Origin of the sequence: Porphyromonas crevioricanis (genome assembly GCF_900476255.1) — a bacterium.
Taxonomy (GTDB): Bacteria; Bacteroidota; Bacteroidia; order Bacteroidales; family Porphyromonadaceae; genus Porphyromonas; species Porphyromonas crevioricanis.
In genome coordinates this window covers 188,643-212,939 of sequence record NZ_LS483447.1, presented here as the reverse complement: position 1 = coordinate 212,939, position 24,297 = coordinate 188,643, and the positions used below count along the sequence as shown (strand labels likewise).

31 protein-coding genes and 1 pseudogene are annotated in these 24,297 nt (G+C 44.5%); 16 read left to right on the top strand and 16 right to left on the bottom strand.

All coding sequences use genetic code 11. The features are described from left to right. Positions 1-49 precede the first annotated feature (49 nt). From DQN70_RS01045 to DQN70_RS01035, 3 genes are read left to right on the top strand one after another with little or no spacing between them, the layout of a single operon-like run. A complete protein-coding gene (locus tag DQN70_RS01045; RefSeq protein ID WP_023936455.1) occupies positions 50-1,072 on the top strand; it encodes an HlyD family secretion protein in 1,023 nt (340 codons plus the stop codon). Between the two features lie 13 nt (positions 1,073-1,085). Then, complete coding sequence (locus DQN70_RS01040) at positions 1,086-2,258, top strand: ABC transporter permease (RefSeq protein WP_036888391.1); 1,173 nt, start codon at positions 1,086-1,088, stop codon at positions 2,256-2,258. Positions 2,259-2,269: 11 nt separating this feature from the next. Then, positions 2,270-3,493 (top strand): ABC transporter permease, encoded by a 1,224-nt coding sequence (locus DQN70_RS01035; protein ID WP_023940574.1) that lies wholly within the window; start codon positions 2,270-2,272, stop codon positions 3,491-3,493. Between the two features lie 863 nt (positions 3,494-4,356). Here DQN70_RS01035 and DQN70_RS01030 read toward each other — a convergent pair. Continuing rightward, positions 4,357-4,773, bottom strand: a complete 417-nt coding sequence (locus tag DQN70_RS01030) for a MerR family transcriptional regulator (protein ID WP_023936080.1) — start codon at positions 4,771-4,773, stop codon at positions 4,357-4,359. 61 nt (positions 4,774-4,834) lie between these two features. Then, a complete protein-coding gene (miaB, locus tag DQN70_RS01025) occupies positions 4,835-6,187 on the bottom strand; it encodes a tRNA (N6-isopentenyl adenosine(37)-C2)-methylthiotransferase MiaB (RefSeq protein ID WP_023940569.1) in 1,353 nt (450 codons plus the stop codon). A 204-nt stretch (positions 6,188-6,391) separates the two neighbouring features. On the opposite strand from miaB, the gene DQN70_RS01020 reads away from it, so the two are divergent. From DQN70_RS01020 to DQN70_RS00995, 7 genes are all read left to right on the top strand, one after another. Next, positions 6,392-7,891: an acetyl-CoA hydrolase/transferase family protein gene (locus tag DQN70_RS01020; protein ID WP_023936074.1), complete on the top strand. Its 1,500-nt coding sequence runs from the start codon at positions 6,392-6,394 to the stop codon at positions 7,889-7,891. A 91-nt stretch (positions 7,892-7,982) separates the two neighbouring features. Next, the gene (locus tag DQN70_RS01015; RefSeq protein ID WP_023940566.1) at positions 7,983-8,570 is read left to right on the top strand and encodes a DUF805 domain-containing protein; all 588 of its coding nucleotides are present in this window, start codon (positions 7,983-7,985) and stop codon (positions 8,568-8,570) included. Positions 8,571-8,731: 161 nt separating this feature from the next. Then, entirely contained in the window at positions 8,732-9,037 is a 306-nt protein-coding gene (locus DQN70_RS09560; RefSeq protein WP_231968848.1) for an ion transporter, read from the top strand. After that, positions 9,038-9,394 carry a potassium channel family protein gene (locus DQN70_RS09555; protein WP_262501278.1) on the top strand — a complete coding sequence of 119 codons (357 nt, stop codon included), beginning with the start codon at positions 9,038-9,040 and terminating at the stop codon, positions 9,392-9,394. Between the two features lie 222 nt (positions 9,395-9,616). Then, on the top strand, positions 9,617-10,036 hold the full coding sequence (locus DQN70_RS01005) for a deoxycytidylate deaminase (RefSeq protein WP_023936067.1): 420 nt from the start codon (positions 9,617-9,619) through the stop codon (positions 10,034-10,036). 23 nt (positions 10,037-10,059) lie between these two features. After that, positions 10,060-11,826: a S41 family peptidase gene (locus tag DQN70_RS01000; protein ID WP_023936065.1), complete on the top strand. Its 1,767-nt coding sequence runs from the start codon at positions 10,060-10,062 to the stop codon at positions 11,824-11,826. A 26-nt stretch (positions 11,827-11,852) separates the two neighbouring features. Further along, positions 11,853-12,413, top strand: a complete 561-nt coding sequence (locus DQN70_RS00995) for a 5-formyltetrahydrofolate cyclo-ligase (RefSeq protein WP_023936062.1) — start codon at positions 11,853-11,855, stop codon at positions 12,411-12,413. 2 nt (positions 12,414-12,415) lie between these two features. Here DQN70_RS00995 and DQN70_RS00990 read toward each other — a convergent pair whose 3' ends face one another. Then, positions 12,416-12,616: a hypothetical protein gene (locus DQN70_RS00990; RefSeq protein ID WP_023940561.1), complete on the bottom strand. Its 201-nt coding sequence runs from the start codon at positions 12,614-12,616 to the stop codon at positions 12,416-12,418. Between the two features lie 12 nt (positions 12,617-12,628). On the opposite strand from DQN70_RS00990, the gene DQN70_RS00985 reads away from it, so the two are divergent. Then, a complete protein-coding gene (locus DQN70_RS00985; RefSeq protein WP_023940559.1) occupies positions 12,629-14,128 on the top strand; it encodes a DUF5686 family protein in 1,500 nt (499 codons plus the stop codon). Positions 14,129-14,467: 339 nt separating this feature from the next. On the opposite strand, the gene DQN70_RS00980 is transcribed toward DQN70_RS00985, so the two are convergent. From DQN70_RS00980 to DQN70_RS00965, 5 genes are read right to left on the bottom strand one after another with little or no spacing between them, the layout of a single operon-like run. Then, positions 14,468-14,755 carry a site-specific integrase gene (locus DQN70_RS00980; RefSeq protein ID WP_023940557.1) on the bottom strand — a complete coding sequence of 96 codons (288 nt, stop codon included), beginning with the start codon at positions 14,753-14,755 and terminating at the stop codon, positions 14,468-14,470. Then, positions 14,752-15,105, bottom strand: a complete 354-nt coding sequence (locus tag DQN70_RS00975) for a site-specific integrase (RefSeq protein WP_145980586.1) — start codon at positions 15,103-15,105, stop codon at positions 14,752-14,754. The genes DQN70_RS00980 and DQN70_RS00975 overlap by 4 nt, the downstream gene beginning before the upstream one ends. 35 nt (positions 15,106-15,140) lie before the next feature. Continuing rightward, positions 15,141-15,359, bottom strand: a complete 219-nt coding sequence (locus DQN70_RS09675) for a phage integrase SAM-like domain-containing protein (protein WP_158441738.1) — start codon at positions 15,357-15,359, stop codon at positions 15,141-15,143. Between the two features lie 52 nt (positions 15,360-15,411). Further along, positions 15,412-15,696, bottom strand: coding sequence for a hypothetical protein (locus tag DQN70_RS00970; protein ID WP_023936052.1), 285 nt, complete (start codon positions 15,694-15,696; stop codon positions 15,412-15,414). A gap of 48 nt (positions 15,697-15,744) precedes the next feature. After that, positions 15,745-16,329, bottom strand: coding sequence for a S24 family peptidase (locus tag DQN70_RS00965; protein ID WP_231968846.1), 585 nt, complete (start codon positions 16,327-16,329; stop codon positions 15,745-15,747). Between the two features lie 469 nt (positions 16,330-16,798). Between DQN70_RS00965 and DQN70_RS00960 the strand changes: the two genes are divergently transcribed. The 5 genes from DQN70_RS00960 (at position 16,799) to DQN70_RS00940 (ending at position 19,798) form a co-directional block, all read left to right on the top strand. Next, entirely contained in the window at positions 16,799-17,251 is a 453-nt protein-coding gene (locus DQN70_RS00960) for an HK97 gp10 family phage protein (protein ID WP_158441707.1), read from the top strand. Beyond that, positions 17,248-18,687: a hypothetical protein gene (locus tag DQN70_RS00955; RefSeq protein WP_023940551.1), complete on the top strand. Its 1,440-nt coding sequence runs from the start codon at positions 17,248-17,250 to the stop codon at positions 18,685-18,687. Before DQN70_RS00960 ends, DQN70_RS00955 begins: the two co-directional genes overlap by 4 nt. A 32-nt stretch (positions 18,688-18,719) precedes the next feature. Next, positions 18,720-18,953 (top strand): hypothetical protein, encoded by a 234-nt coding sequence (locus DQN70_RS00950; protein WP_023936044.1) that lies wholly within the window; start codon positions 18,720-18,722, stop codon positions 18,951-18,953. Beyond that, on the top strand, positions 18,950-19,291 hold the full coding sequence (locus DQN70_RS00945; protein ID WP_023940548.1) for a hypothetical protein: 342 nt from the start codon (positions 18,950-18,952) through the stop codon (positions 19,289-19,291). The genes DQN70_RS00950 and DQN70_RS00945 overlap by 4 nt, the downstream gene beginning before the upstream one ends. A 165-nt stretch (positions 19,292-19,456) precedes the next feature. Continuing rightward, complete coding sequence (locus DQN70_RS00940; protein ID WP_023940546.1) at positions 19,457-19,798, top strand: hypothetical protein; 342 nt, start codon at positions 19,457-19,459, stop codon at positions 19,796-19,798. Between the two features lie 62 nt (positions 19,799-19,860). On the opposite strand, the gene DQN70_RS00935 is transcribed toward DQN70_RS00940, so the two are convergent. The 8 genes and pseudogenes from DQN70_RS00935 to DQN70_RS09730 all read right to left on the bottom strand — a co-directional run bounded on the left by DQN70_RS00935 (position 19,861) and on the right by DQN70_RS09730 (position 24,047). Further along, on the bottom strand, positions 19,861-20,040 hold the full coding sequence (locus DQN70_RS00935) for a hypothetical protein (protein WP_023936040.1): 180 nt from the start codon (positions 20,038-20,040) through the stop codon (positions 19,861-19,863). A gap of 29 nt (positions 20,041-20,069) precedes the next feature. Beyond that, the gene (locus DQN70_RS00930) at positions 20,070-20,600 is read right to left on the bottom strand and encodes a hypothetical protein (RefSeq protein ID WP_023940544.1); all 531 of its coding nucleotides are present in this window, start codon (positions 20,598-20,600) and stop codon (positions 20,070-20,072) included. Next, positions 20,597-20,791: a hypothetical protein gene (locus DQN70_RS00925; protein ID WP_023940542.1), complete on the bottom strand. Its 195-nt coding sequence runs from the start codon at positions 20,789-20,791 to the stop codon at positions 20,597-20,599. The genes DQN70_RS00930 and DQN70_RS00925 overlap by 4 nt, the downstream gene beginning before the upstream one ends. A 226-nt stretch (positions 20,792-21,017) precedes the next feature. Beyond that, positions 21,018-21,347 (bottom strand): hypothetical protein, encoded by a 330-nt coding sequence (locus DQN70_RS00920; protein WP_023940541.1) that lies wholly within the window; start codon positions 21,345-21,347, stop codon positions 21,018-21,020. 102 nt (positions 21,348-21,449) lie between these two features. Further along, positions 21,450-21,824 carry a hypothetical protein gene (locus DQN70_RS00915; protein ID WP_023936036.1) on the bottom strand — a complete coding sequence of 125 codons (375 nt, stop codon included), beginning with the start codon at positions 21,822-21,824 and terminating at the stop codon, positions 21,450-21,452. Next, a pseudogene (locus tag DQN70_RS00910) lies at positions 21,821-22,829 on the bottom strand (virulence RhuM family protein). The gene DQN70_RS00915 and the pseudogene DQN70_RS00910 overlap by 4 nt, the downstream one beginning before the upstream one ends. Next, positions 22,822-23,028 (bottom strand): hypothetical protein, encoded by a 207-nt coding sequence (locus tag DQN70_RS09550; protein ID WP_023936032.1) that lies wholly within the window; start codon positions 23,026-23,028, stop codon positions 22,822-22,824. Before DQN70_RS09550 ends, DQN70_RS00910 begins: the two are co-directional and overlap by 8 nt. A 14-nt stretch (positions 23,029-23,042) precedes the next feature. Continuing rightward, a complete protein-coding gene (locus DQN70_RS09730; protein WP_158441737.1) occupies positions 23,043-24,047 on the bottom strand; it encodes a Rha family transcriptional regulator in 1,005 nt (334 codons plus the stop codon). Positions 24,048-24,297 lie beyond the last annotated feature (250 nt).

The window sequence follows — 24,297 nt, the reverse complement described above, 5'->3', positions numbered from 1 at the left end:
TTATCAGTAATAATTTTCAGCCTAAACATAAGCATATAAACAAGGTAATATGGAAACACAAAACGGACAAGTAGCAGGCGACAAGCAGAAGTTCAATATCAATAATATGCTACTTGCTTTTATTATAGTGATCGTTGTCATAGTCGTAATAGCTCTGGTGGGGATTCTCTTCCTCAAACCCAAGGCTGCTCCCATTGTAGGGCAGGTAGAGGTAGAAGAGGTGCGTGTATCTGGTAAGGTTCCCGGCCGCATTGTGACCTACTATGTGGAGGAAGGGCAACAGGTGAAAGCCGGAGATACACTTGTGCGTATTCATACGCCGGAAGTGGAGGCCAAATTGGCTCAGGCCAAAGCAGCTCAGCAGGCAGCAGAGGCGCAAAGACAAAAGGCAATGGTGGGAGCCAGAGAGGAGACCAAAAGGGCTGCTTTCGAGATGTGGCAGAAAGCCAAAGCTGGATTAGAGATCGCTCAGAAGAGTTATGAAAGAGTGAAAAAACTCTATGAACAGGACGTGATACCGGCACAGAAATACGATGAAGTAAGTGCTCAACTGCAGGCTATGCAGGCTACAGAGCGGGCAGCTAAAAGTCAATATGATATGGCTGTGAACGGTGCCCAACGAGAGGATAAGATGGCTGCCGCAGCTCTTGTAGACAGAGCCGGCGGAGCAATCCAGGAGGTTGATTCTTACCTGAAAGAAGGAGCCTTGCTCGCTCCTCTGGATGGGGTTGTAAGTGAGATTTTTCCACACAGAGGAGAGTTGGTAGGTAGTGGAGCCCCGATTATGAATATATACGATCCCGGAAAGAAGAAAGTCGTGTTCTCCATCCGTGAAGATTTGCTTGGAGACAAACGTATTGGTGTGGAAATCAAAGGCCATGTGCCTGCTTTGCAGGGCAAGGAGCTGTCTCTACGTATCGTAAAAGTAAAAGATATGGGTACCTACGCTGCATGGAAAGCGGCCAAGCCTTCTGAGCAAATAGACTTGCGTACTTTCGAGCTCACTGCTGTGCCTACGGATGAGGGCATTGCTAAAGACTTGCTACCGGGTATGTCTGTTGTTCTTCACTGAGATTCTACGGGCTATGCTCAAGCGTTTGCGTATCATATGGGAGGTGCAGCGTAGGGAATTCCGGCGCATGGGAGCCACGTCGGTCTATTTCTTCTGTATGCTGTTGGTACCTGTTTTGTCGATGCTTTTTTTTCTGCACCTGATGTCTGCGGGTTTACCAAAGGGCTTGCCCGTAGCTGTGGTTGATCAAGACAATTCGGTTGCATCCCGTAGTCTTATTGTCAATCTCAGTTCTCAGCAACAGACCGATGTGCAGATGCGTACCTATTCGTTTGAAGAGGCACGTATGGCCATGCAACATGGGAAAATCTATGGTATCTACCTAATCCCCAAGAATTTTAGTCGAGACGTGATCAACGGCCGTCGGCCACAAGTCTCATACTATTTCAATGCGAGCTATTTGATGGCGGGGAGTCTCACTTTCAAGGATATGAAGATGATGAGTGAGCTGGTCAATGGGAAAGTCATCCTGACATTGGCGGAAGCTCATGGAATACCGACAGAAGTGGCAATAGCCAAGATTCAGCCCATAAAAGTGGAGGCTCATATTTTGGGGAATGAGTGGTTGAATTATTCCATTTACCTCAATAATGCTATTCTGCCTGGCATTCTCCAGTTGATGATTTTCCTGATTACAGCCTATTCCATAGGGGTCGAGATCAAGTATCGCAGTTCACACGAGTGGTTGCGTATCTCCAGAGGTTCTATTTCTCTGGGTTTGTTCGGTAAGCTATCGGTGCATTTCGTTGTCTATTTTGCTGTTGGGCTATTGTTGCTTTCTGTTTTGTATGGCTATGTTGGCTTCCCTTTGCAAGGAGGTTGGTGGCCTATGATTGTGGCGATGACAGTCTTTATTATCGCTTCCCAAGCTATGGGTATTTTCTTTATTTCCATCTTACCTACACTCCGCTTGGGGCTGAGCTTCTCTACCTTGGTTGGGATGCTTAGCTTCTCTATTGCAGGATTTTCTTTTCCTCTCTCGGCGATGCCTCCGGCTATACAGTCTTTGGCTTATCTCTTCCCGTTGCGTCATTACTTTTTGATTTATGTCGATCAGGCTCTGAATGGGATTCCTCTCTATTATACACTCCCGTCATACATCGCCCTGTTGGCTTTTGCTTTTTTGCCGATGTTGGTCATGAAACGGCTTAAGCGAGCACTGATCGAATTCAAATATATTCCCTGAAAACTATTGTCATGCGCAGGAAACTATTCGATTTCCGGGAGGGACTCTCCGATATATACTATATCTGGCGGACTGAGTTCCTTTCCATCTTCAAGGATAGAGGAGTGATTATTCTCTTCTTCTTGGTCCCATTGCTCTATCCGTTGTTATATGCCTATCTCTACAATGAAGAGGTGGTATATGAGTCGAAAATGGTGATCGTAGACCAAGACAACAGCGACTTGTCCAGGGCTTATATCCGTATGATCGATGCCTCTGCCGGAGTGCAAGTGGTGGGTGTGACTACGAATGTCAATGAAGCCCGCCAATCCTTGTGGAACAAGGAAGCCTATGCCATAGCTCGTATTCCCAAGGGGTTTCGGAAAGATATTTATCAAGGAAAACAAACTCGGGTCACTTTTTTTAGCGACTTGTCCAGTGTCTTGTATTACAAGAATTTTATGCTCACGCTCAATCAGGCTGCTTTGGATTTGGGGCGTGCATATCGATTAAACCATGACATAGACAAGACCGGTCAGCCCGCTCTGATTCAGGTACAGCCCGTCGTGAATGAGGATGTCTCTTTTTTTAATCCGGCTGGAGGTTATGCCTCTTTCTTGCTCCCTGTTATCCTGATCCTGATTATCCAGCAAACGATGGTTATGGGAGTATCTATGTTGGCAGCCACGAAGAGGGAGCGAAGTCTTCACCGTGAGCTTATCCCCCTGATAAGCGACCGACATTATCGTGGTCCGATGCGTATTGTATTTGGCAAGAGTGTGGCCTATATAATGGTTTATGCTGTTGTTTGTGTTTGGGTCTTGCTGGCCGTGCCTGCGATATTCGATTTACCTCGTATGGCTCATCTCGGGGAGTTGGCTCTTTTTATCTTACCTTTCCTGCTGGCTTGTGTTTTCTTTTCTCTCTTCGTCTCTTGCTTTATTTTCAACCGAGAGGATTCTATGCTTTTAATCGCCTTTACTTCTGTTATTTTTGTATTCCTTTCGGGAGTCACATGGCCGGAGACAGCGATGCCCGAGATTTGGCGTTGGGTATCCTTCCTCATTCCTTCCACTCCCGGAGCCAGAGGTATGGTTGCTCTTAATACAATGGGAGGAGGATTGGAGGTCGTCTCTAATTATCATACGATATTGTGGATGCAAGCTGGAGGGTATCTTCTATTCTCTTCCTTGGGCTATGCCTATCTTTTGCGCAAACAGGAGAAAAAACTCAAGGATTTGGATAGAGAGATATAGACAAAGAATTAGGGACAAAGCTTGTTTGGAGGATTGTTATTCAAACCTCAGAGGCTTTGCTCAGGGTTTTGCGGTGTGCAAAAAGCCGATGAGGGGAATACCCTCATCGGCTCTTTTTGTTTTGATCGGGATTGATCAAGAGTGTACGGTAAATTAGCCAGAGATTAAAGTTTTCATGGGCAACATCATAAACAGCAGAGATCCTTAGGCCAATGTTTTTTTAGTACATACTCATAATTCAACCTGCCCCATAGCCTTATCCATTGCGGTAGCGTATCTCTATGATTAGACGGTATGGAGTTGTTGATTTCCATGTCTCTGATTCTACTTCTCAAGGAGAGGTATGAAATGCTTTCATGCAAATGATTTTTATCTGTTGTTTTTTATTGTGTTGTTTGTGTAAATAGATGAGAGGCCTTTTTGTCTTGAAAAGAGACCTCAATTGCCTTGATTTTTCTCTCATTTTTGATTTCCATGGGTTCTACTTTTTAGCGACACAGGAGGAAGCGAAAATTCTCTCCTGAGAGAATTTTTGCTAACACAGGAGAGAATAAAATTTTTCACAGGAGAGAATTTTGACCCTCTCAGAATGCCGATGAATAGGGCATTTTGGAAAGTGAGTTCAGAGGGTTTGAAAGGGAGAATGTTGAGCCGGATATTTGTGGGATTTTTCCTCGATTTTTCTCGTTTTGAGTGAAGAGGGGATTTTACAAAACATGTGTGTTTAGAGTTCGTGTTGCAGCCTCTATTTGATGAAACCCAAGCGATGCTTCCCGAAGGATTGATTTACCCCTCGGTTGACTTATTCGTTGGGTCTATGTATTGTGCTCTGAAGGGGAGGACTACTACCGCACGCTGTCATGTTAGGATCGTGGCTCCTCTTTCTTGGGTAGGATGCCATCCAATTGCAGGTCATTGGCAAGACGGGTGAGCATACTTTTTCTCTCTGTTTGGTCTAATGCTCTTCGCAGGTCGAACAGCTGTCCGCGAATGTTTTTCAGCAGGGTGATCGCTTTTATTCGTCCCTCCAATTCGTCTCCCTGCTGAGAAAGGGCTCTTTTGGCTCCTTCTATTGTAAGTCCTTGTTCTCGGATCAGAATACGCAGCGTCATGAGACGGTCTATGTCTTCTTGGCGATACAGGCGTGTACCTCTGCGAGAGGTTCTCGGTCGAAGTTCGGGGAGCTGACTTTCCCAGTGGCGTATGGTGCTCACCGGCTCATTGAGCTGATGAGCCACTTCTCCTATGCTGTAGTAAAACTTGCGTTGACTCATATTCATCCTCCATCCTTCTTCCCTTTTGTTTTTGCCTAATGTGCAAAAACTCGGCCGTGATTGCTTCTCACTCGATCACCGTCCCCAATAGGGTTGCACTACTGGCACTGTTGATACGCACTTGTACATATTGGCCCACACGATGCCCGGCTTTGTCGAAGATGACCACCTTGTTTTGCTGCGTGCGACCGAAGAGTTGTTCCCGGCTACGTTTGCTAAATCCTTCGATAAGGACCTCGAATGTTTTTCCGATGTCTCTCCGGTTACTTTCTTCGCTTAGTTTGTTTTGCAGGTCTATCATTTCGCTCAGGCGACGACCTTTCACCTCTTCCGGCACATCGTCCGGCAGGTGTTTGGCTGCGAAGGTCCCGGGACGTTCGCTGTACTTGAACATAAATGCTGAGTCGTAGCCTACTTCTCTCATCAAAGAGAGTGTTTCTTGGAAGTCCTCTTCTGTTTCGGAATGAAATCCACAGAATAGATCCGTACTAATGGCACAATCCGGCATGATGCGTCTGATGGCGGCCACGCGGTCGAGGTACCACTCTCTCGTGTAGCAACGTTTCATGGCCGTTAATATCTTGTTGCTCCCACTCTGTGCTGGTAGGTGGATGTGTCTGCATATATTGGGATAAGCTGCCATGACCTCAATCACATCATCGCCCATATCTCTCGGATGGGGTGAGGTGAAGCGGATACGCATCTGAGGGGCTTCTTCGGCAACCAGCTTGAGTAGTCCGGCAAAGTAGATCTCTTCTCCTTGTGGGTTTCGATAGGAGTAGGAATTGACATTTTGCCCCAGTAGGGTAACTTCTCGGAAGTTTTTCTCCCTCAAGTCTCGCACTTCGGCGAGGATACTGTCTACTTCGCGACTACGCTCTCGTCCTCTGGTATAGGGCACGATGCAATAGGAGCAAAAATTGTTGCATCCACGCATGATAGATACGAAGCCGGAGATGTGTACACCACCTATCTTCAGGGGGATCACATCCTTGTATGTCTCCTGCTTAGATAGCTCCACATTGATAGCTTTTTCTCCTTTTTCGACTGCTGCAATAAGGTTGGGTAAGTCCAGATAACTGTCCGGCCCGGCCACCAAATCGACTCCGTGCTTTTCGATGAGCTCTTGTTGTACGCGTTCGGCCATACATCCCAGCACTCCGATGGCAATGGCTTTGTGCAGCTTTCGGCGCAGAGCTTGCAGTTGTTCGATGCGGTGAATGACTCGCTGTTCGGCGTTATCTCGTACCGAGCAGGTATTGATAAGTATGGCATCGGCTTCTTCCGGGTGCTCTACCTGAGCATAGCCGGCCATCTGCATGATAGAAGCAACAACTTCGCTGTCGGCCACATTCATTTGACAGCCGTAAGTCTCGATGTATAGGTATTTGGTGGAGTCTATTCGGGTGGTATCGCTCATCGCTGGTATTTATTGATCGCCAAAGGGCAGGAAGAAACACTTTAATTGTGTATTTTTGGGTACTCAAAAGTAGTACAAACTAATGGATATTCCGGTTCAATAGAGCTGTATGGCGGTCTCTCTCTCCTTGTTGGCTGTCTGCCGGTTTGTCGGATCGGAATGGCTTGTATGTCAGTTACTCACACCAAATAAATTGCATTACATATGGCATTAAGATTTATCACGGCCGAGGAGGCCGCCAGCTTTGTGCAGCACAACGACAATGTCGGTTTCGGGGGGTTTACTCCTGCCGGATGTCCCAAGGTCGTTCCTCATGCTATAGCCGAGCGAGCTCGCAGAGAGCATGAGGCCGGTAGAGAGTTTAAGATCGGAGTATTCACCGGAGCCAGTACCGGTGATCGTTTGGATGGTGAATTGGCACGTGCCGAGGCTGTGAAGTTCCGCACACCCTATCAGTCCAATAAGGATTTGCGCAATCAGATTAACGCTCGTGAGGTAAGCTATTTCGATATTCATCTTTCTCATCTGGCGCAGGAATTGCGTTACGGCTTCTATGGCCCGATCGATGTAGCTATTGTGGAAGCTGCCGACGTCACGGAAGATGGGCGTATCGTACCCACCACGGGGGTAGGCCTCTTGCCTACTGTTTGCCGATTGGCAGAGCGCATTATTGTAGAGCTCAACGATAAGCATCCGAAAGAGATCTGCGGTATCCACGACATAGCAGAGCCGTTGGATCCTCCACATCGCAAGGATATGCCTGTTTATAAGCCCAGCGACAGAGTGGGGAAACCTTATGTGCAGGTGGATCCAGCCAAGATTGTAGGGGTTGTACGAACGAGCGAGCCGAATGACGATAGTGGCTTTACGCCCTTGGATGATGTGACTTTGGCTATTGGTAACAATGTGGCCAAATTCCTTGTGCAAGAGATGAAATCCGGACGTATACCAGCTGACTTTCTCCCCCTGCAGAGTGGAGTGGGGAATGTGGCCAATGCAGTCCTCGGTGCTTTAGGTGACAACGAGGAGATCCCTGCATTTGAGGTTTATACAGAAGTGATTCAGGATGCGGTGATTGGTCTGATGAAGAAAGGCCGGGTGAAGTTCGCCAGTGGCTGCTCTCTCTCAGTTAGCCGGGAGGTGATCCGTGATATATACAGTCAGTTGGATTTCTTTAAGGATAAGATCCTGCTCCGCCCCAATGAATATTCCAATAACCCGGAGATTGTGCGTAGGCTGGGTGTTATCACAATCAACACTGCTCTCGAAGCCGACATTTTTGGTAATGTCAATTCTACCCATGTGACCGGAACCAAGATGATGAATGGTTTGGGAGGCTCCGGAGACTTTACTCGCAATGGGTATATCTCTATTTTTACCACTCCTTCCACGGCTAAGGGAGGGAAAATCTCGGCCTTTGTACCAATGGTTTCGCATGCAGACCATAATGAGCATTCGGTAAAGGTGATTATTAGCGAATATGGTATTGCAGATCTTCGAGGAAAGTCTCCTATAGAGCGAGCTCGTACGATAATAGACAACTGTGTACATCCCGATTATCGTCCGCTGCTCAATGAATATCTCGATAGAGGGATTGCCGGGCATACTCCGCAGGATCTTACAGCCTGCTTTGCTTTCCACCGGGCATTGATCGAGAAGGGCGATATGCGCTTGACTGACTGGAAGGAATATCCTCAGAAATAAACCGCAAGAGTAGTCGAAAAGAGTTGGGCCGATCCTACCAAAAAGAGATGGGCCCAACTCTTCTGTAAGTAGCTAAAGGAAGAATTAGGAGATGAAGAAAGAGAATTCTTTGTTCGATTATTGGTTGGGCTGCTGGATGCAGTATGCCAACTTTAGGGGGAGAGCCGGACGGAAGGAGTTTTGGAGTTTTATGCTGTTTCAGTTTCTGATCTTCTTTGTTTTGGATTTTGTGCGCATCGTGAATGGCACGGGCTTTGCTCTCTTTTCGGTCTTGTTTGGATCTATTCTTGGAGGAAGCATCCCCTCCGGTATGAATCTTGTTGTCGAGGTTCTCTTTGCTCTGTTCTCCCTTCTGTTTTTTCTGTTTTCTCTCTTGCCTACAATGGCAGTGTTGGCACGACGGCTACACGATACAGGCAGGAGTGGCTGGTGGGGGCCTTTGTTCTTCTTGTCGATTGTCTCCAATGTCACGTTCTTTGCCATATTAATCAATTCTTGGGGACGGAAAGGAGGTATACCTTTTTTCTTGCTTAGCTTCGTTAATCTGTTGCTGGCCGCCCTTTTGTTTGCATGGACTATTAGCAGAGGAGATTTGGCCGAAAATAAATATGGGCCAAGTACCAGAAGATCGATCTTCTCTCTTGATGAGGAGACAGAGGAAGACAAATCAGACGTTTAGGTTCCCCTTACTTATTCCTGAATCGCTGGGTGCAAGGGAGAAGTGTCGAAAAAGGAGAGTTTTTTGATTTATCCTCTTCTCGAGGAGGGCTCTTTGTCTTAGCTGATTGACCAGTGCAAGCCAAAGCTTTACCGGCTTTGTTTAGCTCTTATTGTGTAGAAATGGAAGAAAATACTACAACTAAATTCGGTTTCCTAAATCTGGCGGTTTTTGTACTTTCCGTCTATGTTCTTGGTGTGCTGATTATTGATACAACTTTTGAACTGCCACAAGAGACATCCCGGCTTTTGAATTACATTGATGTCGCCATTTGTATTTTCTTTTTCTTTGATTTCTGTGTAAGGCTCTGTCAGGCAGATGATAAATGGAAGTTCATGCGTTGGGGTTGGATTGATTTGGTTTCGGGTATTCCGATGATAGACTTTTTGAGATTTGGGAGAATATTCAGATTGATCCGGCTATTCTGAATTTTAAGAGCATTCCGTACCACAAAGGATTTTGTGACATACGTTTTCAAAAGCAAGGCTCAGGGCACATTTGCTTCGGCTGCGATTTTAGCGATTTTGCTAATGATATTTTCTTCAATAGCTATTCTTCAGGTCGAAAATGCACCGAACAGCAATATACAAACAGCGGAGGATGCTATTTGGTGGTCTTATGTCACCATCACGACAGTCGGTTATGGGGATAAATTCCCTGTAACGACAGAGGGAAGACTTATTGCGATGTTTTTGATGACCGCAGAGGTAGGTCTTTTCGGGACTTTTACCGCCTACATCGCTTCGATATTTGTGTCGGATAAAAAAGAGGAAACGGAGACATAAAAAAAGAAGAGAGTATCCGTGTGTGGGTAATGACTGGCCAAAGAGCTATTTCAGTATTTGTAGTGCAGTCTTTTATGATGCTAATTTTCTGATGTTCGCCACGGAGAGAGGACTGTGTATTATCTTGATATAATGTTACTTTTGCAGGGTGGTGGCGGCCTTTTACTTCCTCTCTTTCCGTAAAACAAAAGTCGTGCAGGCTGTCACTCCTAAAGCAAAGCGATGGACAAGAATACCGAACTCGACAAACGCTACCTGCGAATGGCAGCTATTTGGGCGGAGAACTCCTATTGCGAAAGGCGCAAGGTGGGAGCACTCATAGTGAAAGACAAGCGTATTATTTCCGATGGTTACAATGGTACCCCTTCCGGCTTTGAAAATATTTGCGAAGACGAGAGTGGAGCCACCAAACCCTATGTGCTTCATGCCGAAGCTAATGCCATAACGAAAGTGGCTGGATCGACCAATGACAGTCGCGGGGCTACTATATACATCACGGACTCACCCTGTATAGAGTGTGCAAAACTGATTATTCAGTGTGGAATCAGGCGGGTGGTATATGCCAAGGAATACCGTCTTTCCGATGGTATAGAGCTGCTGCAAAGAGCCGGGATACAAGTCGATTTTCTGCCAATGCCTTAATGTGGAGGAAACACTAAACGGATATGGAGAATATAGATAAAAAGGAGCTTTCCTCCGATGAACAGGCAAATTCTGCAGAGGTAGAGCCAAAGGAAAGAGAAAAGGCAGACTGCAAGCAACCGGCAATGTCTGTAAAGTCTCATCATCTTGGTACGGCGGCCTATATCGTTATTGGATTGTTGGTCGCTCTTTTGGCTATTTATTCAGGTTATTATTTGGGCAAGCATTCCGGTGCGGCGGGCAAATATGCCAAGCTGAATGCTGTGTTGGAGTTGGTGGAGCAGCTTTATGTGGATGAAGTCTCGACCGATTCGATACAGGAAAAAGTAATCCCTCTTGTATTAGAGCAGTTGGATCCGCACAGCTCTTATCTCAGTGCTCAGTTGCAGCAGCAAGAAACCGAGCGATTGGAAGGTTCTTTCAGTGGTATAGGGGTACAATTCAATACAATTACGGATACAGTAGTCGTTGTGCAGGTGATTGCCGGGGGGCCGTCTGCTCGTGCCGGAGTGAAAGCCGGAGACCGCATTTTAGGTGTGTCTGGCTATGATCTGACCAAGCCTCCTTTGGATAGCGACAGTATTCGCAATCACCTCAAAGGTCTGGAAGGGAGTGTTGCTGATTTGTCCATTTTGCGCAATGGCAAGCCGATGCACCTGAAGGTAACACGTGGGCATGTACCGATCAACTCAATAGAATCGCAATACGAGATTGCTCAGGGTATCCTGTATGCCAAATTAAATGGTTGGGGGCGTACCACGCACAAGGAGTTCTTGGCAGCTGTTTCTCCCATGCTTACCAAGGGGCGACTCAAAGGTATAGTGCTGGATTTGCGTGGAAACGGTGGCGGTTATATGGAAGCTGCCGTAAGGATGAGCAATGAGTTTTTGCAGAGAGGGCAGAGTATTCTCTATGTAGAAGGAAAGGCTTATCCCAAAGAGACAGTCTTGGCCGATGGTACGGGATTGCTGAAGCGAGTCCCTTTAATTGTTATGGTCGATGAATTCTCTGCCAGCTCGAGTGAGATTTTTGCTGGAGCAATGCAGGATCAGGATAGAGCTGTGATTGTCGGCCGACGTACCTTTGGTAAAGGCTTTGTGCAGCAGCCGTATGATTTTCCGGACGGATCTGAGGTGCGACTTACTATAGCCCGATATTTTACGCCTTCCGGACGTTGCATACAGAAGCCCTACGAACCGGGAAATTTGTACGACTATAGCATGGAGGTGCAAAATCGCTATGCGCAAGATGAGTGGGACAAAGAAATCGATCCTCCGCAAGACCCCAGATTGTTGTATCGTACACAAGGAGGGCGCGTGGTCTACGGTGGCGGAGGAATCTCTCCGGATGTCTTCATCCCGAGAGATACGACAGGTTTTACGAGCTATTATTTCCGACTGGTGAATCAGGGAGTACTGCACAAGTTTTCTTTTATCTATGCCGATCGTTACCGGGCTAAGCTCTCTCAATACAAGACTGCTGAGGAGTTGGTCGGTTACCTCAATACACAGGGACTACTCTATCAGGTGGGCAATTTCGCACATCGTGAGGGAATAGCCCTCCGCCCGAATGCCTTGCATAGCTCTGCCGATTTGATTCTTAACCAGACTTATGCTTTGATAGCTGAGCATATCCTTAGCAGAAAAGCCATGTGGATGATATTCAACGAACGAGACAATGGCATACTTCGCTGTGTGGAGATGATAGAGAAGGAGCAGGCTTTTCCTCTCAGTCTTAATGGACGAGAAGATCGAAAGGAAGAGGTAGAGAAAACCCCTTCTAAGGAATAGGAAAGGAAGTAACGAAGGAAATAGAAATGACCAAGCAGGAGATAAGAAAAGAGTTGCGTCGCAGAGCCAAGGAGGAGTTGAATGCAGAGCATGTGCAATGGGCTTCTCAAGTGGTGGTCGATTTGATAGAGACCTTACCGGAGTTTTCCGAAGAGAGGCGTGTGGGGCTTTATCACGCGCTGCCGGACGAGCCGAATCTTGCATCCCTTTTGGATCGGTATAGCAGCCGCATGGCTCTTTACTTACCCAGGGTGGAGGGCGATGATATTGCCTATTACAGGTATCGTGGGCCGGAAGATTTGCGGATAGGAGCTTTTGGAATAGAAGAGCCCAAGGCAGATCCCTCGGAAGCCTTGCCTCCGGAGAAATTGGACTTGATACTTGTGCCAGCTACGGCTTTTGATGACAATGGCTTCCGCTTGGGGCGTGGTAAGGGCTTTTATGATCGTTTCCTGCCCAAAGCTCCCAATGCTTGTCGTGTGGGGGTGACTTATGCCCTGATGGATACTCCCCAATTACCCACAGATCCGTGGGATACGGCCATGGATGTTGTCGTGAGCCCTCACGGGGTACGTCGCTGCAAGTGAGGTCAGCGTATATTGCGTCCTACAAAGACCAGTAGAATCAGGAGATTGAGTATGAGCAAACCTCCACCCATCCATATGACTTGCAGTTTGGGCTCCTCCAATACCAGTGTGCAGATACTTGCTGCAATTATAATGGCCAGGATTAGTCCTAATACAATGTAGGAGAAGATTGATTTAGCCTTAGAGTGTTGCTTGTCTTTCATGTGTGCAAAGCTATGGTTTATTTCTCTATCCGTGCTTATTTCAAGAAGACCCGTCGTCACTTCTATCTCCTTTTATTTCTCGTCTTTTTTCACTCGACATGGATGTTGGCTTCGGAGACTGACAGCTCTTGCATCTATCGTCCTAAGCTCATAGCTCCACGTGTGTATCGGCTTATGCCACAGGCGAAATCTACGGCTTATGGGGCTTATCGCTGCATAGACAGTTTGGACGCAAGGTTCGCCGAAAAATTCGGGATCTCGAGTGAGATTGAGGATGAGCGTGGCAGTACTCGTCAGAAGTTTCTCGATGCGGGGATGGCTGCTCTCTTTGGATACAATTTCCAGCTTGACTCTTGTTGGATGTTAGGAGTGGACGGGCTGGGGTTTGCTTTTCCAGAAGTCAATAGCACTGACGGCATATGGTGTGGTTATGAACTGATTGCTGCTTACAAACCTCGTGCAGGCTATGCTCTGCATGTCAGAGGAAATGCCTACTATACCACCGGGCGAAAAAAAGTGGTTTGGCATAGCTATTTGGGCTTGCATTATGCCCCGGAGAGAGATGGAATGCTTTTCTTGGGGTTGGGGCAGAGCAGTGGAGGATACAATCTCCTGAATGGTCATCAGTCTTATTTGCTCGATTATATAGAGCCTGCACTTGGTAATGAGCCGACACGGACTTATGAGAGAGACTGGCTACTGTTGAGAAACGAAATAGAGTTGAATCATTGGTTGGGGATAGACTTTACCTCCACTTTTGAACACCGCAGGCCGATTGTCGATTCTGCCTGGTACGGTTCTCATCGTGCTTTTTGTACGGAGTTAAGATTGCGTTTTCATCCTTTAGCCAATGTCCAAATCTCGCCAGCCGGACGGGCTGCTTATATTTCTCCCCTCGGGTATAGGATCCCCGAATTGTCTGTTGCCTATCGGCGAGCTTGGCCCTTGGGAGGAGACCTTCCTTCTTCCGATTACAGCCGATTGGAAGTGATGCTTCGCGGTACCTATGATATAGACTCTCGGCAGTATATGCATTATGCGTTAGGAGCGGGAGCTTATATAGGCAAGATGTGGCGGAGTGAGCAGGATTTGAAATACGTTTCTACAGCCAATACCGTTGGTTTTTCCCAAATGTCTTATCGTTTTCAGACAATAACCCCTGCCCGCAATTTGGGAGAGAGATGGCTGTCGATTTATCTGAATTATGAGACTTCTATCTTTCCCTTAGCAAAGGCAATGGGGAGGAAGGGGTTCCCACTGGATGAAGCTATCCATTTCAAAGCTATTGTTTCTCGATACGAGGAGCCTCCTCTGTTGCAAGAAGAGCATTTGCGTTATTTGGGTAAGAGAGAGACATCCGTTTGGACGGAATATGGCTATAGTCTCGGGATCGGAGATTTGATGCGTGTCGGTTTCTTCTTGGGGTTTGATAGGCACAGATATTCCTCTCTTGCATTTCGAGTGTCTGTTCCTCTTTTGCAGCTTTATCGTTTTTGGGGAGAGCGAGACTGACAGGTCGGAAATTACTTTTTCCTTTTTCTTTTTTGATAGAAACTTCTTGGAGGGAGATAGCTCCGGTGCCTTGAGCTGTCTATTCCTTTTCCCTATTGACTAACAATGGGCTGTGACAAAACTTTTGTTTGTCACAGCCCATTCTAATGTGTTGCTTATAAGTCGTTTATTGCGGAGGGACAGGAAGCAAGACTTTACTACCATATACTGTCATAAAACACCAAATAACCGTTTGTTTCACATATTCGATAGCATGAAGTTGCACCATCTTTCATATCACAGTTGAAAAATCGTGTACAAATCCATGTGGATTGATTTTTATAAATATTTCGTGTACGCTCAAAGAGAGTCGAACTTTGACATAGATTTCTCTTTCAACTCGTCTACTATCTTTGCATAGGGCTTCATCGCCTCGTAATTCGAGTGTCCCGTCCATCTCATAATCACTTCAACGGGAATGCCTAATTGAAGAGCTGTTACAACAAAGGTGCGCCGTCCGACGTGTGTAGTCAATAGATACCACTTGGGATATACCTCTTCATGACGCTGGTTGCCCTTGAAGTAAACTATTCGTGTAGGTTCGTCAAGCCCGACAACCTGCCCCAATGTTTTGAGGTGGGCGTTCATCTTCTCATTCGAGATAACGGGCAATACCTTATCATCAGTGAAATTACAATCTCTATACTTATCGCCTGAGAATGCTTGTTTAGTTCAATCCTGAGCCCATCAACAGTCTTCTTTGTTACCACATGAACAACTCCTTTCTTTACATCAGAACGTTTTAGCTTAGCAACATCGGAATACCTAAGCCCCGTGAAGCATTGAAATAAGAATACATCCCGTACACGTTCAAGGGCTTCCTGCATTCGCTGAAACTCAAAATCTTGAAGAAGTTTCAGTTCCTCTCGTGAGAGGTAGATGATTTCTTTTGAATCAACAGAAATACCCTTCAGCTTTGGCTTGAATGTATTGTGCAAATTACCGTTGTAATACCCTTTTTGAGCCGCCCATCTTAAGAACCACCGCAAGAATGAAAGCTGTTTCGATATGGTTGTGTTTCGAAAGTCTTTTTTTTGTTGCAGTAGTTAATGAGATTTTGCAGTTTTTCCTCTGTCAGAGAGGGGAAAGATATGTTTGGGGCAAACGATTTGAGGCGATGTCGTAATGTTCGGAACTTTTGAAATGTTGATGGGGTCCACTGGTTTTGTTCACCAACTTGCCTTGTGAACATATCGAACACATGCTAGAAATCAAGTTTGCCACTTTCGTCGATCAACATCTAACTAACGAATTTCTAATTTTCCACGACCAAGTAACAGCCATTGCGGAGAAATCCCGAAATCCTCACATATGTATGCAAGTGCATCAATATCGATTTCTTTATAATGCATTTCGTCGATAGGTTTGCCGAAATCACCCTTGATACGATAGTACTTTACAAGGTTCAAGTTGTGAGCCTCACAAAAAGACTTCAAGCCAGTTGTTCTCCCCAGTGCCTTGGCCATTGCGATCGCATCAAAGAAGCGTTTTTGTATTTCGATCACTTGCGGGTTGATGGATTTCTTCATCGCTTCTCTTTGAATGTTACATCTATTATCTCGTTGAGGTTCTCTTGTCTATTTAACCGACATACAAAGCATCACTCTGTATATTCCGAATATGTCCGCCATTGACACATCAAATGGGGCATATCGTTCATCCGGGTTGATTGACACACATTTCACGTGGCCCTCCTTCTGAGATGGTACAAGTATTTTTATGACTGTGCCATTGCAGGTATCTAACACGTATACCTTTCCCCACTCGAGAAAGGCTTTCTCATTGATCTTCTTTATGAGAATCTGAGCTCCGGAGGGGTATTCAGGAGCCATACTATCACCTGAAACAGTGACTGCAAAATCAGCTCCCTTTATTGGCGAAATCACACGCTCACAATTACGATCCTTGACAGACACAACAAAGTCATTAAGGCTGCCGGCTTGTGCTGATATTGCGAGCAATGGGACAAAGCAAATATCACTTGCGACTTCTGTCGTGTTTGAAGAGGCATCATCTCCATCGTCTTTGAGTAGCATTTCGCCTTCACCGGTTAGGAGCCAATCGCCAGAAACATCATTGAAGGTACTAATTAAAGATGCAACAAACTGTTCGGTCAAGTTGCGCTTATTATTACGCAATTCTGATATATAACTCTTATCCACATCCAATTTTATGGATAAATCTGTTGCATTGTATATTCTCCCATCGTTTTTTAACCTATCAAAAAGATATCTAAATCTCTGGTTTTTAGATGTTTCTACAACTTAACCTAGTGCATTGGTCCTAATTGTTCCCATGTCGCATACAATAAAACGTTGCACATACAGCTGATTGTTGTCTCTTTGCGCCGTGATACTTACCTAAGTATCGCAAAGGTAACAAATGCATATAGCAAACGAAGAATACATGGGAAAGACAAAATTCAGGTCGTACTACGACAAACTGCCAGACAAGAAAGTAGAGCTTCCCAAAAACCTCTTTCTCCAGAGGATTTTATCTGAATACGGAAAATGGTTGCAATGCAAGATGTTCTCGGAGAAGATAGATACACTAACGTCGAACTGACGTTATACAGATGTATTCGAACCAACTATCTAACAAAGGATTATGGGAATACAAGCGAATTTTGATATGAGTGCTATACGTGCTTACGCCTACAGCAAACATGATGAGCTTATGGAGGCCTTAATGGAAGCAATGAAAACGGCTTGTATTAAAATGGTCAAGCGAGCAAAACAGACTAATACGTATAAGGATCAAACCCACAAGTTACGTTCATCTATCGGATGTGTATTATACCACAATGGATTGGAAGTCTTCAATTATTTTGAGGACACTGGAGGTGAAATGGGGATAGACGGGGTTAATCAGGGGTTGGCTTTTGCTCGTAAAAAAGCAGGGGAAGAAGCTGGTCATGCTATGGTTGCTGTTGTTGTCGCAGGAGCTGAATATGCACGCTATGTTGAACATAAAGGGTTCGATGTGCTAACGGGTAGTTCATACGAGTTTGAGGCCGATATGGGAAATGAAATACGAGAAGTAATGGGCGCATTCAAAAAGCACGTAGAAAATGGTTTGAGATGAAAGGTGAAGAAGACAGCAAAGAACGCAAGCGTCAAAAGGAGCAGGATAAGTTGTTGCGGTTGTTGCAACAACTTATCTATCAAAACTACTTGATCTCATTCAAGCTTAAAGCTGTGAAAAATGCTATTGAGCAAGGCAGCGATGGCTTCTTCTTTGCTCACAACCATACGGCGAACAAGCAGATAGAGAAGATGCTCTCTACAATGGCGAGGCAAATGAATGTGTTGCTACTTAACGGTATTAAGCGAGAATGGAAATGTGGTGAAGAGAACTTTTGGGATAGGGTGAAACTTTCATTGTCAAAAACGGCACAGCAAAGGAAGTTGAACGACCATATTCGAGAACAAGCCACGAAAAGCGCACGAGATAAAACAGCGGAAGCCTTTTACAATGAGAAAAGGCACGGGTTTACTATTTCGGAGCGTGTTTGGAACTTATCACGGAATGCAAAAAAGGAAATTGAAATTGTCTTGCAAAACGGCATTAAAGAGGGTAAGAGTGCCGCCGAAATATCCAAGCCACTAAAAGGATATTTGAATGAACCTGAGCGTCTTTTTCGCCGTGTGAAAAATAAGGAAACGGGCGAATTAGAACTAAGTAAGGCGGCTCAAAAATACCATCCCGGGCAGGGTGTCTATCGCAGTGCCTACAAAAATGCTATGCGATTGGCACGAACGGAGATAAAGGCAGCTTATCACGAAGCACAATGGAATGCGGCACAAAACAACTCCTTGATTGTTGGGTGGCAAATCGTTTTGTCAAACAATCACACAACTTTGATAAAGGGAAAACCTGTACCATTCAAGGATATTTGCGATGAACTTGTTGGAGAATATCCTAAGTCATTCAAGTTTAAGGGCTGGCATCCTCAATGCAGATGTCAAATGTTGCCTATACTAGCAAAGCAGGAGGAACGAAATGACCTTTACCGAAAGATATTTGACGGGAAACGAGGAGAATGGAAACCCGATGAGGTAAAGTGTGTCCCTCAGGCGTTCAATGAATGGGTACAGGTTAATCAAGAGCGAGCCAAAGGATGGGCAAATATGCCACACTTCATCCGTGACAATCAAAAGTTTGTGCAGAGTAAGTTTGATGTAGATATCTACACAGACCAGGAAAAGAAATTCACACACGCACGCAAAACGAAAGAGGCAATGCAGCGTGTATTGGCAGAATTTTCGGCATTGTATCCAGATGTTCCTAACACAGAACTTGCCGCAATTCATCATTACACACGAAATGGCGGAAATTATCGACAATTAAACAAGCAGATGGAGAAAGGAATGCTTACAGTCTTCAACCGAGCGGCACAAACCTTGATAGCACAGGGGCTTGAGAAAGTCCCAATTTATCAAGGATCGGTGTATCGTGGTATGATTATCAAGCATAAGGAGTTTGAACGGGTGTTTGGTGGTGGCGTTGGAGTATTGTGAAACAAAATCGCTTTGTATCTTCAAGCAAGGATATGAATGTGGCTAAAAGATTTGCAGGATTTAGGGCACTGGGCAAGAAAGGGGTGCAACTTATGATAACGATTGTGAGCAAAAATGGGCGTGATATTTCCCAAATATCGGAATTTAATGGTAGCTTCGCTTCTGAAAATCAACAAGAAGTGTTATTTACCAGTAACACGGCATTTCGCATAGATAACTTAGAGGATAAGGGCGATGTGGTATGGCTAAATATGAGTGAATTATGAGCAATGCAGAAATAAAGGATGTGCGATTGGCTCGCTATGAGGCTACGGGGTTTTACTACATCGATGATGATAGCGAGGATGAGGCGAGCGATGCCCTTGCGGAGCGATATTTGGAGTATTTTTTCTTTTTTGATGATGGGGGGGAGTTTGTGTGGTATTTGCCCGAGGCAGAGCTTGATAATTTTGTGTTTGACCACAGCAACCACAGCCTGATGCGACGATACAAAGAGGTGAGTGAGGGGGAATTTCGGCATCGTAGTGCCGAGAGTCAAGCCGAATTTTACCGCCCTTGGCTTTGCCGAGAATACGGCATCGAGAATGTTCATTATCCAAAGTAGAGACAGAGAAGTAGCTTTGCAGCTGAAAATCAACAAGAAGTGTTATTTACTAACAACACCACTTTCCGAATTGACGAGGTAATAGATGGAACTGGAATAATACGAGTGCATATGACAGAGTTATAATAGATTATTTTCGAAGCGGAACACAGAAAAAATGCAACTATGAGCTACAAGATTACCAGAGGGGAGAAAATAAGGTTTGATCAAGATGCAGGAATGTGGATGTATGGCATTGACTACCTGTTTAGTGATGGCTCTGTCGGGTCGTGCTTGTATTATGTTTCTCCAAAAGACGATAATAGTTTTAATGCTGAAACCAGCACCAAAGTACATAAGAAACTCGCAGAAAGCGAAAAAGAACACCACGAGTTTAGGCAGAAATGGGAAGAAGCAAAACAACGATGGAATGCCCTAACCCCCGAACAGCAAGAGGAAGAGCGAAAAAAGACGGAGGCTTATGATGAACGCATACTTGCTGAATCGGGAAGACGACGAGGAGAATGAAAAGGGCAGGTCTATCACAATGTAGGCCCGCCCTTTTTGAATCGTTGCACACAATATTTTAATTATCTCATTAGCCCCTTTGATGCCCCCTTTTGAATTGCTTCATTATGTTTCCCCTCAAAAATCAAATTCCCAATATTGCAATATTTAGGCATTACAGAAGAAACCAATACATTTTCAACTTCAAATTTCTTTGGTTCGTCTTTCTCTTTGTGTTCGAATAATTTCTTTAGCCAGCTCATAGAATATCGTGCAAATTTCGGGTAGGGGATTATTTCTCGCTATTATCTTCATCTTTGACAATCCTTGTCAAGTCTTTGTCAAAGTAGAATATGCGGTGTGTGATTATTTTGTTACCGCTTGCGTTCTTTGCCCTGAAAGAGTGTGTTATTTGCCAACCTATAAATTCAGGTGTAAAAAGAGAATCTAATTCTTCACATCTCCTAATATGAAACATTGCACTATCCAACAGTAACATTGCTTCTGTTGCATATCGTGCTTGTTCTTGATATAACCCAAATTTACTATATAGCTTAGCGTCTTCTCCCTTTTCAAATCCCTTTTCTTTTAGTTTCTCAGCCAATGAAAGAGAAGTTTGGTATTCTTCGAGGTCTTTAACTTGCGAAAAGGTAGAATCGAGCGTGCCGAATTGAACACTTTCATAGCTACTAAAATCGTGAAGCGACACCTCTAATCGTTTCTTGACAAGAAGCTCGGCTTGCTTTTGTGGGTTCTTCTTGCATCCCGAGAATGCTGTAAGCAGCCCTACAAGGGCGATCATTGTAATTAGTAATTTCTTCATTGCTGTTTGTTTTTTGGTTTGTCTAACTTCTTCATTTTCCGATAGCCTGATTTGAGTTCTTTCTTTATATCGGGCAATGTTCTTTCTTGCGGTAGCCTTTCGGGGGCATTCACCATTACACTATCCCCATTCTGAAAGGAGATAGGACTACCGTTGAATTGGAAGATTTGTACTTCGGTAGCTTGTAACATAGCTGTAAACAAATAAAAGGTGTAGACCTTTCCCGTTGTTACAGGTTACCGAGGTCCTTTGCACGCCATTAAGCAATGCGACGGGGCATGGATACCAATATCTATTCCTTTGCCGACGCGACTATATAAAATAGCCCTCAACCTACGTTTGAGAGCCTATAAGTCGCTCTCGATTACTTTGAACACCGCAAAGGTGGTGCAATGTTTTTGGATTGTGCAAATGGGGTTATTTTTCTGTCTGTTCCTGTTCTTCTTGAGAGCCAAATTCAAGGATCTTCTTAAGCGCATAGCCTTTATTAAGGATTTCTTTTATGTCTGACAAGTGAGTTGAGATGTTACACAGAATATGGAGGGAAGTGCCACTCAAAAAAGCAACAGCACCACCTATAAGTATTGCTGGATTACTTCCTTCGATTGCGGCGATAATACTAATTAACGCCGCAATAATTGAGAGCCATGCAACCACACGCAAAGTGCTCTCCCAAGCTGTGCTTTTATTTGCTTCGATTTCTTGTTCTTTCCGTTGAAGCTCTTTTAGTTTTTCTACTTGTTTCATATTCTTTGTTTTTTGGGGAGTGAAAAGCCCATAACTTTCTACTTTTGATTTGTACGAGTACAAATGCCCATGGATTATGCAAGTGCAGTATACTTCATGAAATTACTCCCTCGTGTATGTGCGTTTTCCTCCACTTATAGTTCCCATATCAGTTGAAAGAACACTTCCAGAGACCTTACCACTGATAGTTTTTTCTCCAATCGTCCAAGAGACAGAATTTCCCTTGAAAGAGTACGTTCCTTCTTCTACATCAACACCAGAGAACATTCTTGTTTTTCTCACCCTTATTTCTTGGCATTTGCTATCGGTAAGAAACTCAATGGATGTGGTACAGGTCCCTCCATAAATCATTTCTGCAATATCATCAGGAGCTGTCCATTTTGTTCCCTTGAACAGGTTTGTAGGTTCATCCTTTGAACATCCCGAGAACGCTACCAGCCCGACAAGGGCGATCATTGTAATTAGTAATTTCTTCATTGCTGTTTAGAGTTTTGAATTTGCTTTATATCTTGATCTAACTGCTTAATATCATTAAAGTGTTCTATTTCGCGTTGTCTGATTTTATAAGCTTCGTATTCCTTTGTTGCTTTGGAGACGGCTAATTTATGAGAGATTTTTCCAGCATGTTCAAGTATATTTTTCTCATTCATAGTTAAAATAAGGCGAAGTTTTTGTACCCAATCTCGCATATACATAGGCTTTTCAGCAATAGCCTGCATTTCTGCATAAGCAAGAAATTGCTCCACAATAAGTTTAAGCTGGCGCATCTCCTCTTCATTCAGGTAGTTCTTGCCCGTTAAGGCATCGTTTTTTTGTTACTCTACCTTGTTTTTCTGTTGATGTAAGCCCCATCATAGGGACTTGGGCATTGGAGCGATAGTAAATAAGTTCTGCAGCTGTTTGCTCACTTATTGCCCAAAGAAGCTTATTTTACACCTCCTTGTAAAAAGAAATGGTCATTTCATCTCTCGGATCATAGTCTATGCTTGTAGCGTAGATATCCTTGATTTGCTGATAGAATATTCGTTCTGATAGGCGTATCTCCCTAATCCTGTCAAGTAATTCTTTGAAGTAGTTGTAACTTGAACCGCTCTTTAGCCTCTCATCATCCAAAGTAAATCCCTTGATAATATACTCTCGTAGGCGTTGTGTCGCCCAAATGCGGAACTGTGTGCCTTGTAGGCTTTTTACTCGATAGCCCACAGAGATGATGACATCAAGATTGTAGTGGTCTACTTGATATACTTTGCCATCAGAGGCAGTTGTTGCAAAATTTGCAACAACTGATGAGGGGTATAACTCTTCCTCTTCGAATATGTTCTTGATGTGTCGAGAAATCGTAGACTTGTCACGACAAAATAGTGTCGCCATTTGGTCTGTTGATAGCCATACTGTATCATTCTCAAAACGAACATCAACCTTTACTTTACCATCTTGAGACTGGTAAATAAGGATGCTCCCAGTATTGTGATCGTTATCCATACTTCTGTTTGAATTGAGTTATTATATCCTGCATCTCTGTTGGTAGATAACCCCACGCCTTGTCTTGTATATGTTGAGGAATACGGTAATAGGCTTCTGCAATGCTACCTGTAATTGTGGCTGACATAATAGCATTCTTCTGCGTTGCAAAGTTACTTATTAAATGAATGATACCCCTGATGAGCTGTACATCACTCATCAGGGGAGCTTTTTTTAGATGGCTTTCATATTAATGTTGATTAGGTTTTCTGCAACAGATATCTTCACAAACTCTTGAATTGCATCCTCCATATCACAATAGGCATTCAGCATCTTGTTATTGATCAATCTCTCTGCTTCTGCCTCTCCATAGATGCCCTCAATAACGCTACTGACTTCTCCATAGACTCGCTGTATCATCCGGATGCAAGCAATAAGGCGTGCCGTGTTATCGCTGATAGGCAAGCTCTTGATTTCTTCTACCATTGATTTCATTGCGCACCCCCTTTCTTTGACATTAGTTGATGTAGGAACCGACGCCCACGCTCTGTCCACACTGTGCAAATGTTCGTCCCTTGCGAGCCGTCTTGGCGTGTGTAGGAGAATGTGCGTGTCTTCGTGTAGTTTTGACCGCAATACTTTGCAGCTAACAACCATTGACCGCTTTGGCGTATCATTATACCATAACTTTTCAGCAGCTTGTGCAGCTTCAGCCGTACGCAAGTCAAGTTCCTTTGCCATCTGAGTACTCGTGTAGGTGTTTACAGAGTTCAATACATTATCTGCATACTCAACCTTCGGGGCTTGAGCTTTGAGTTGCTCACTCTGAATCGAGATCGTTTCTTGAGCGGCTTCGAGTTGTTGTTCCGCTAACTGCAAGCGGTTGTGCAGGATTTCTTGTGAGCGTGCTAAAATGTAGTCATCGCTTTTGAGCATCATTTCACGCTTGTTAAACTCGTTGATGAACATTTCTTTGAACTCACCCGCTTTTTTGCCGTTGTAACCCATTACCAAGAATGAAAAGCCATCCTTGGTGATTTCATACATCTTGTGGTTTTGTCCTGTCTTTTGGTTTTCAAAGGTAGCCTCGCCAAAATTGGCGACCCTAAAACTTTCTGAACAAGAGAGACTTTCAATGTCTCTACATACTTTGCTGTGTTCTTTCCCGAACACCTGCGCAACGATTAGACTTGTCGTTACGTCTCGCCCTTGTGAGCTGTGAATTACTAAATTTTCCATCTGTAACCATTTTAGACGGTTGTAGGCATAGGAAAAAGCGGCTACCATTTTGCGCTGGTTACAGATGGTATCTCCACTCCGAGAGCTTTGATTATCTTACGCAAAAGGCAACCGCCTATATCTTTCAGATGGGCAATAAAAAAGCCCACTTTTGATGTGAGCAACTTAACCGCTTGCTCTGCGAAGTAGGTACAACTACCATCTGTAACCGCTGCAAGGGTAGGTGTTAGATTTGACACGGCAAAATGAA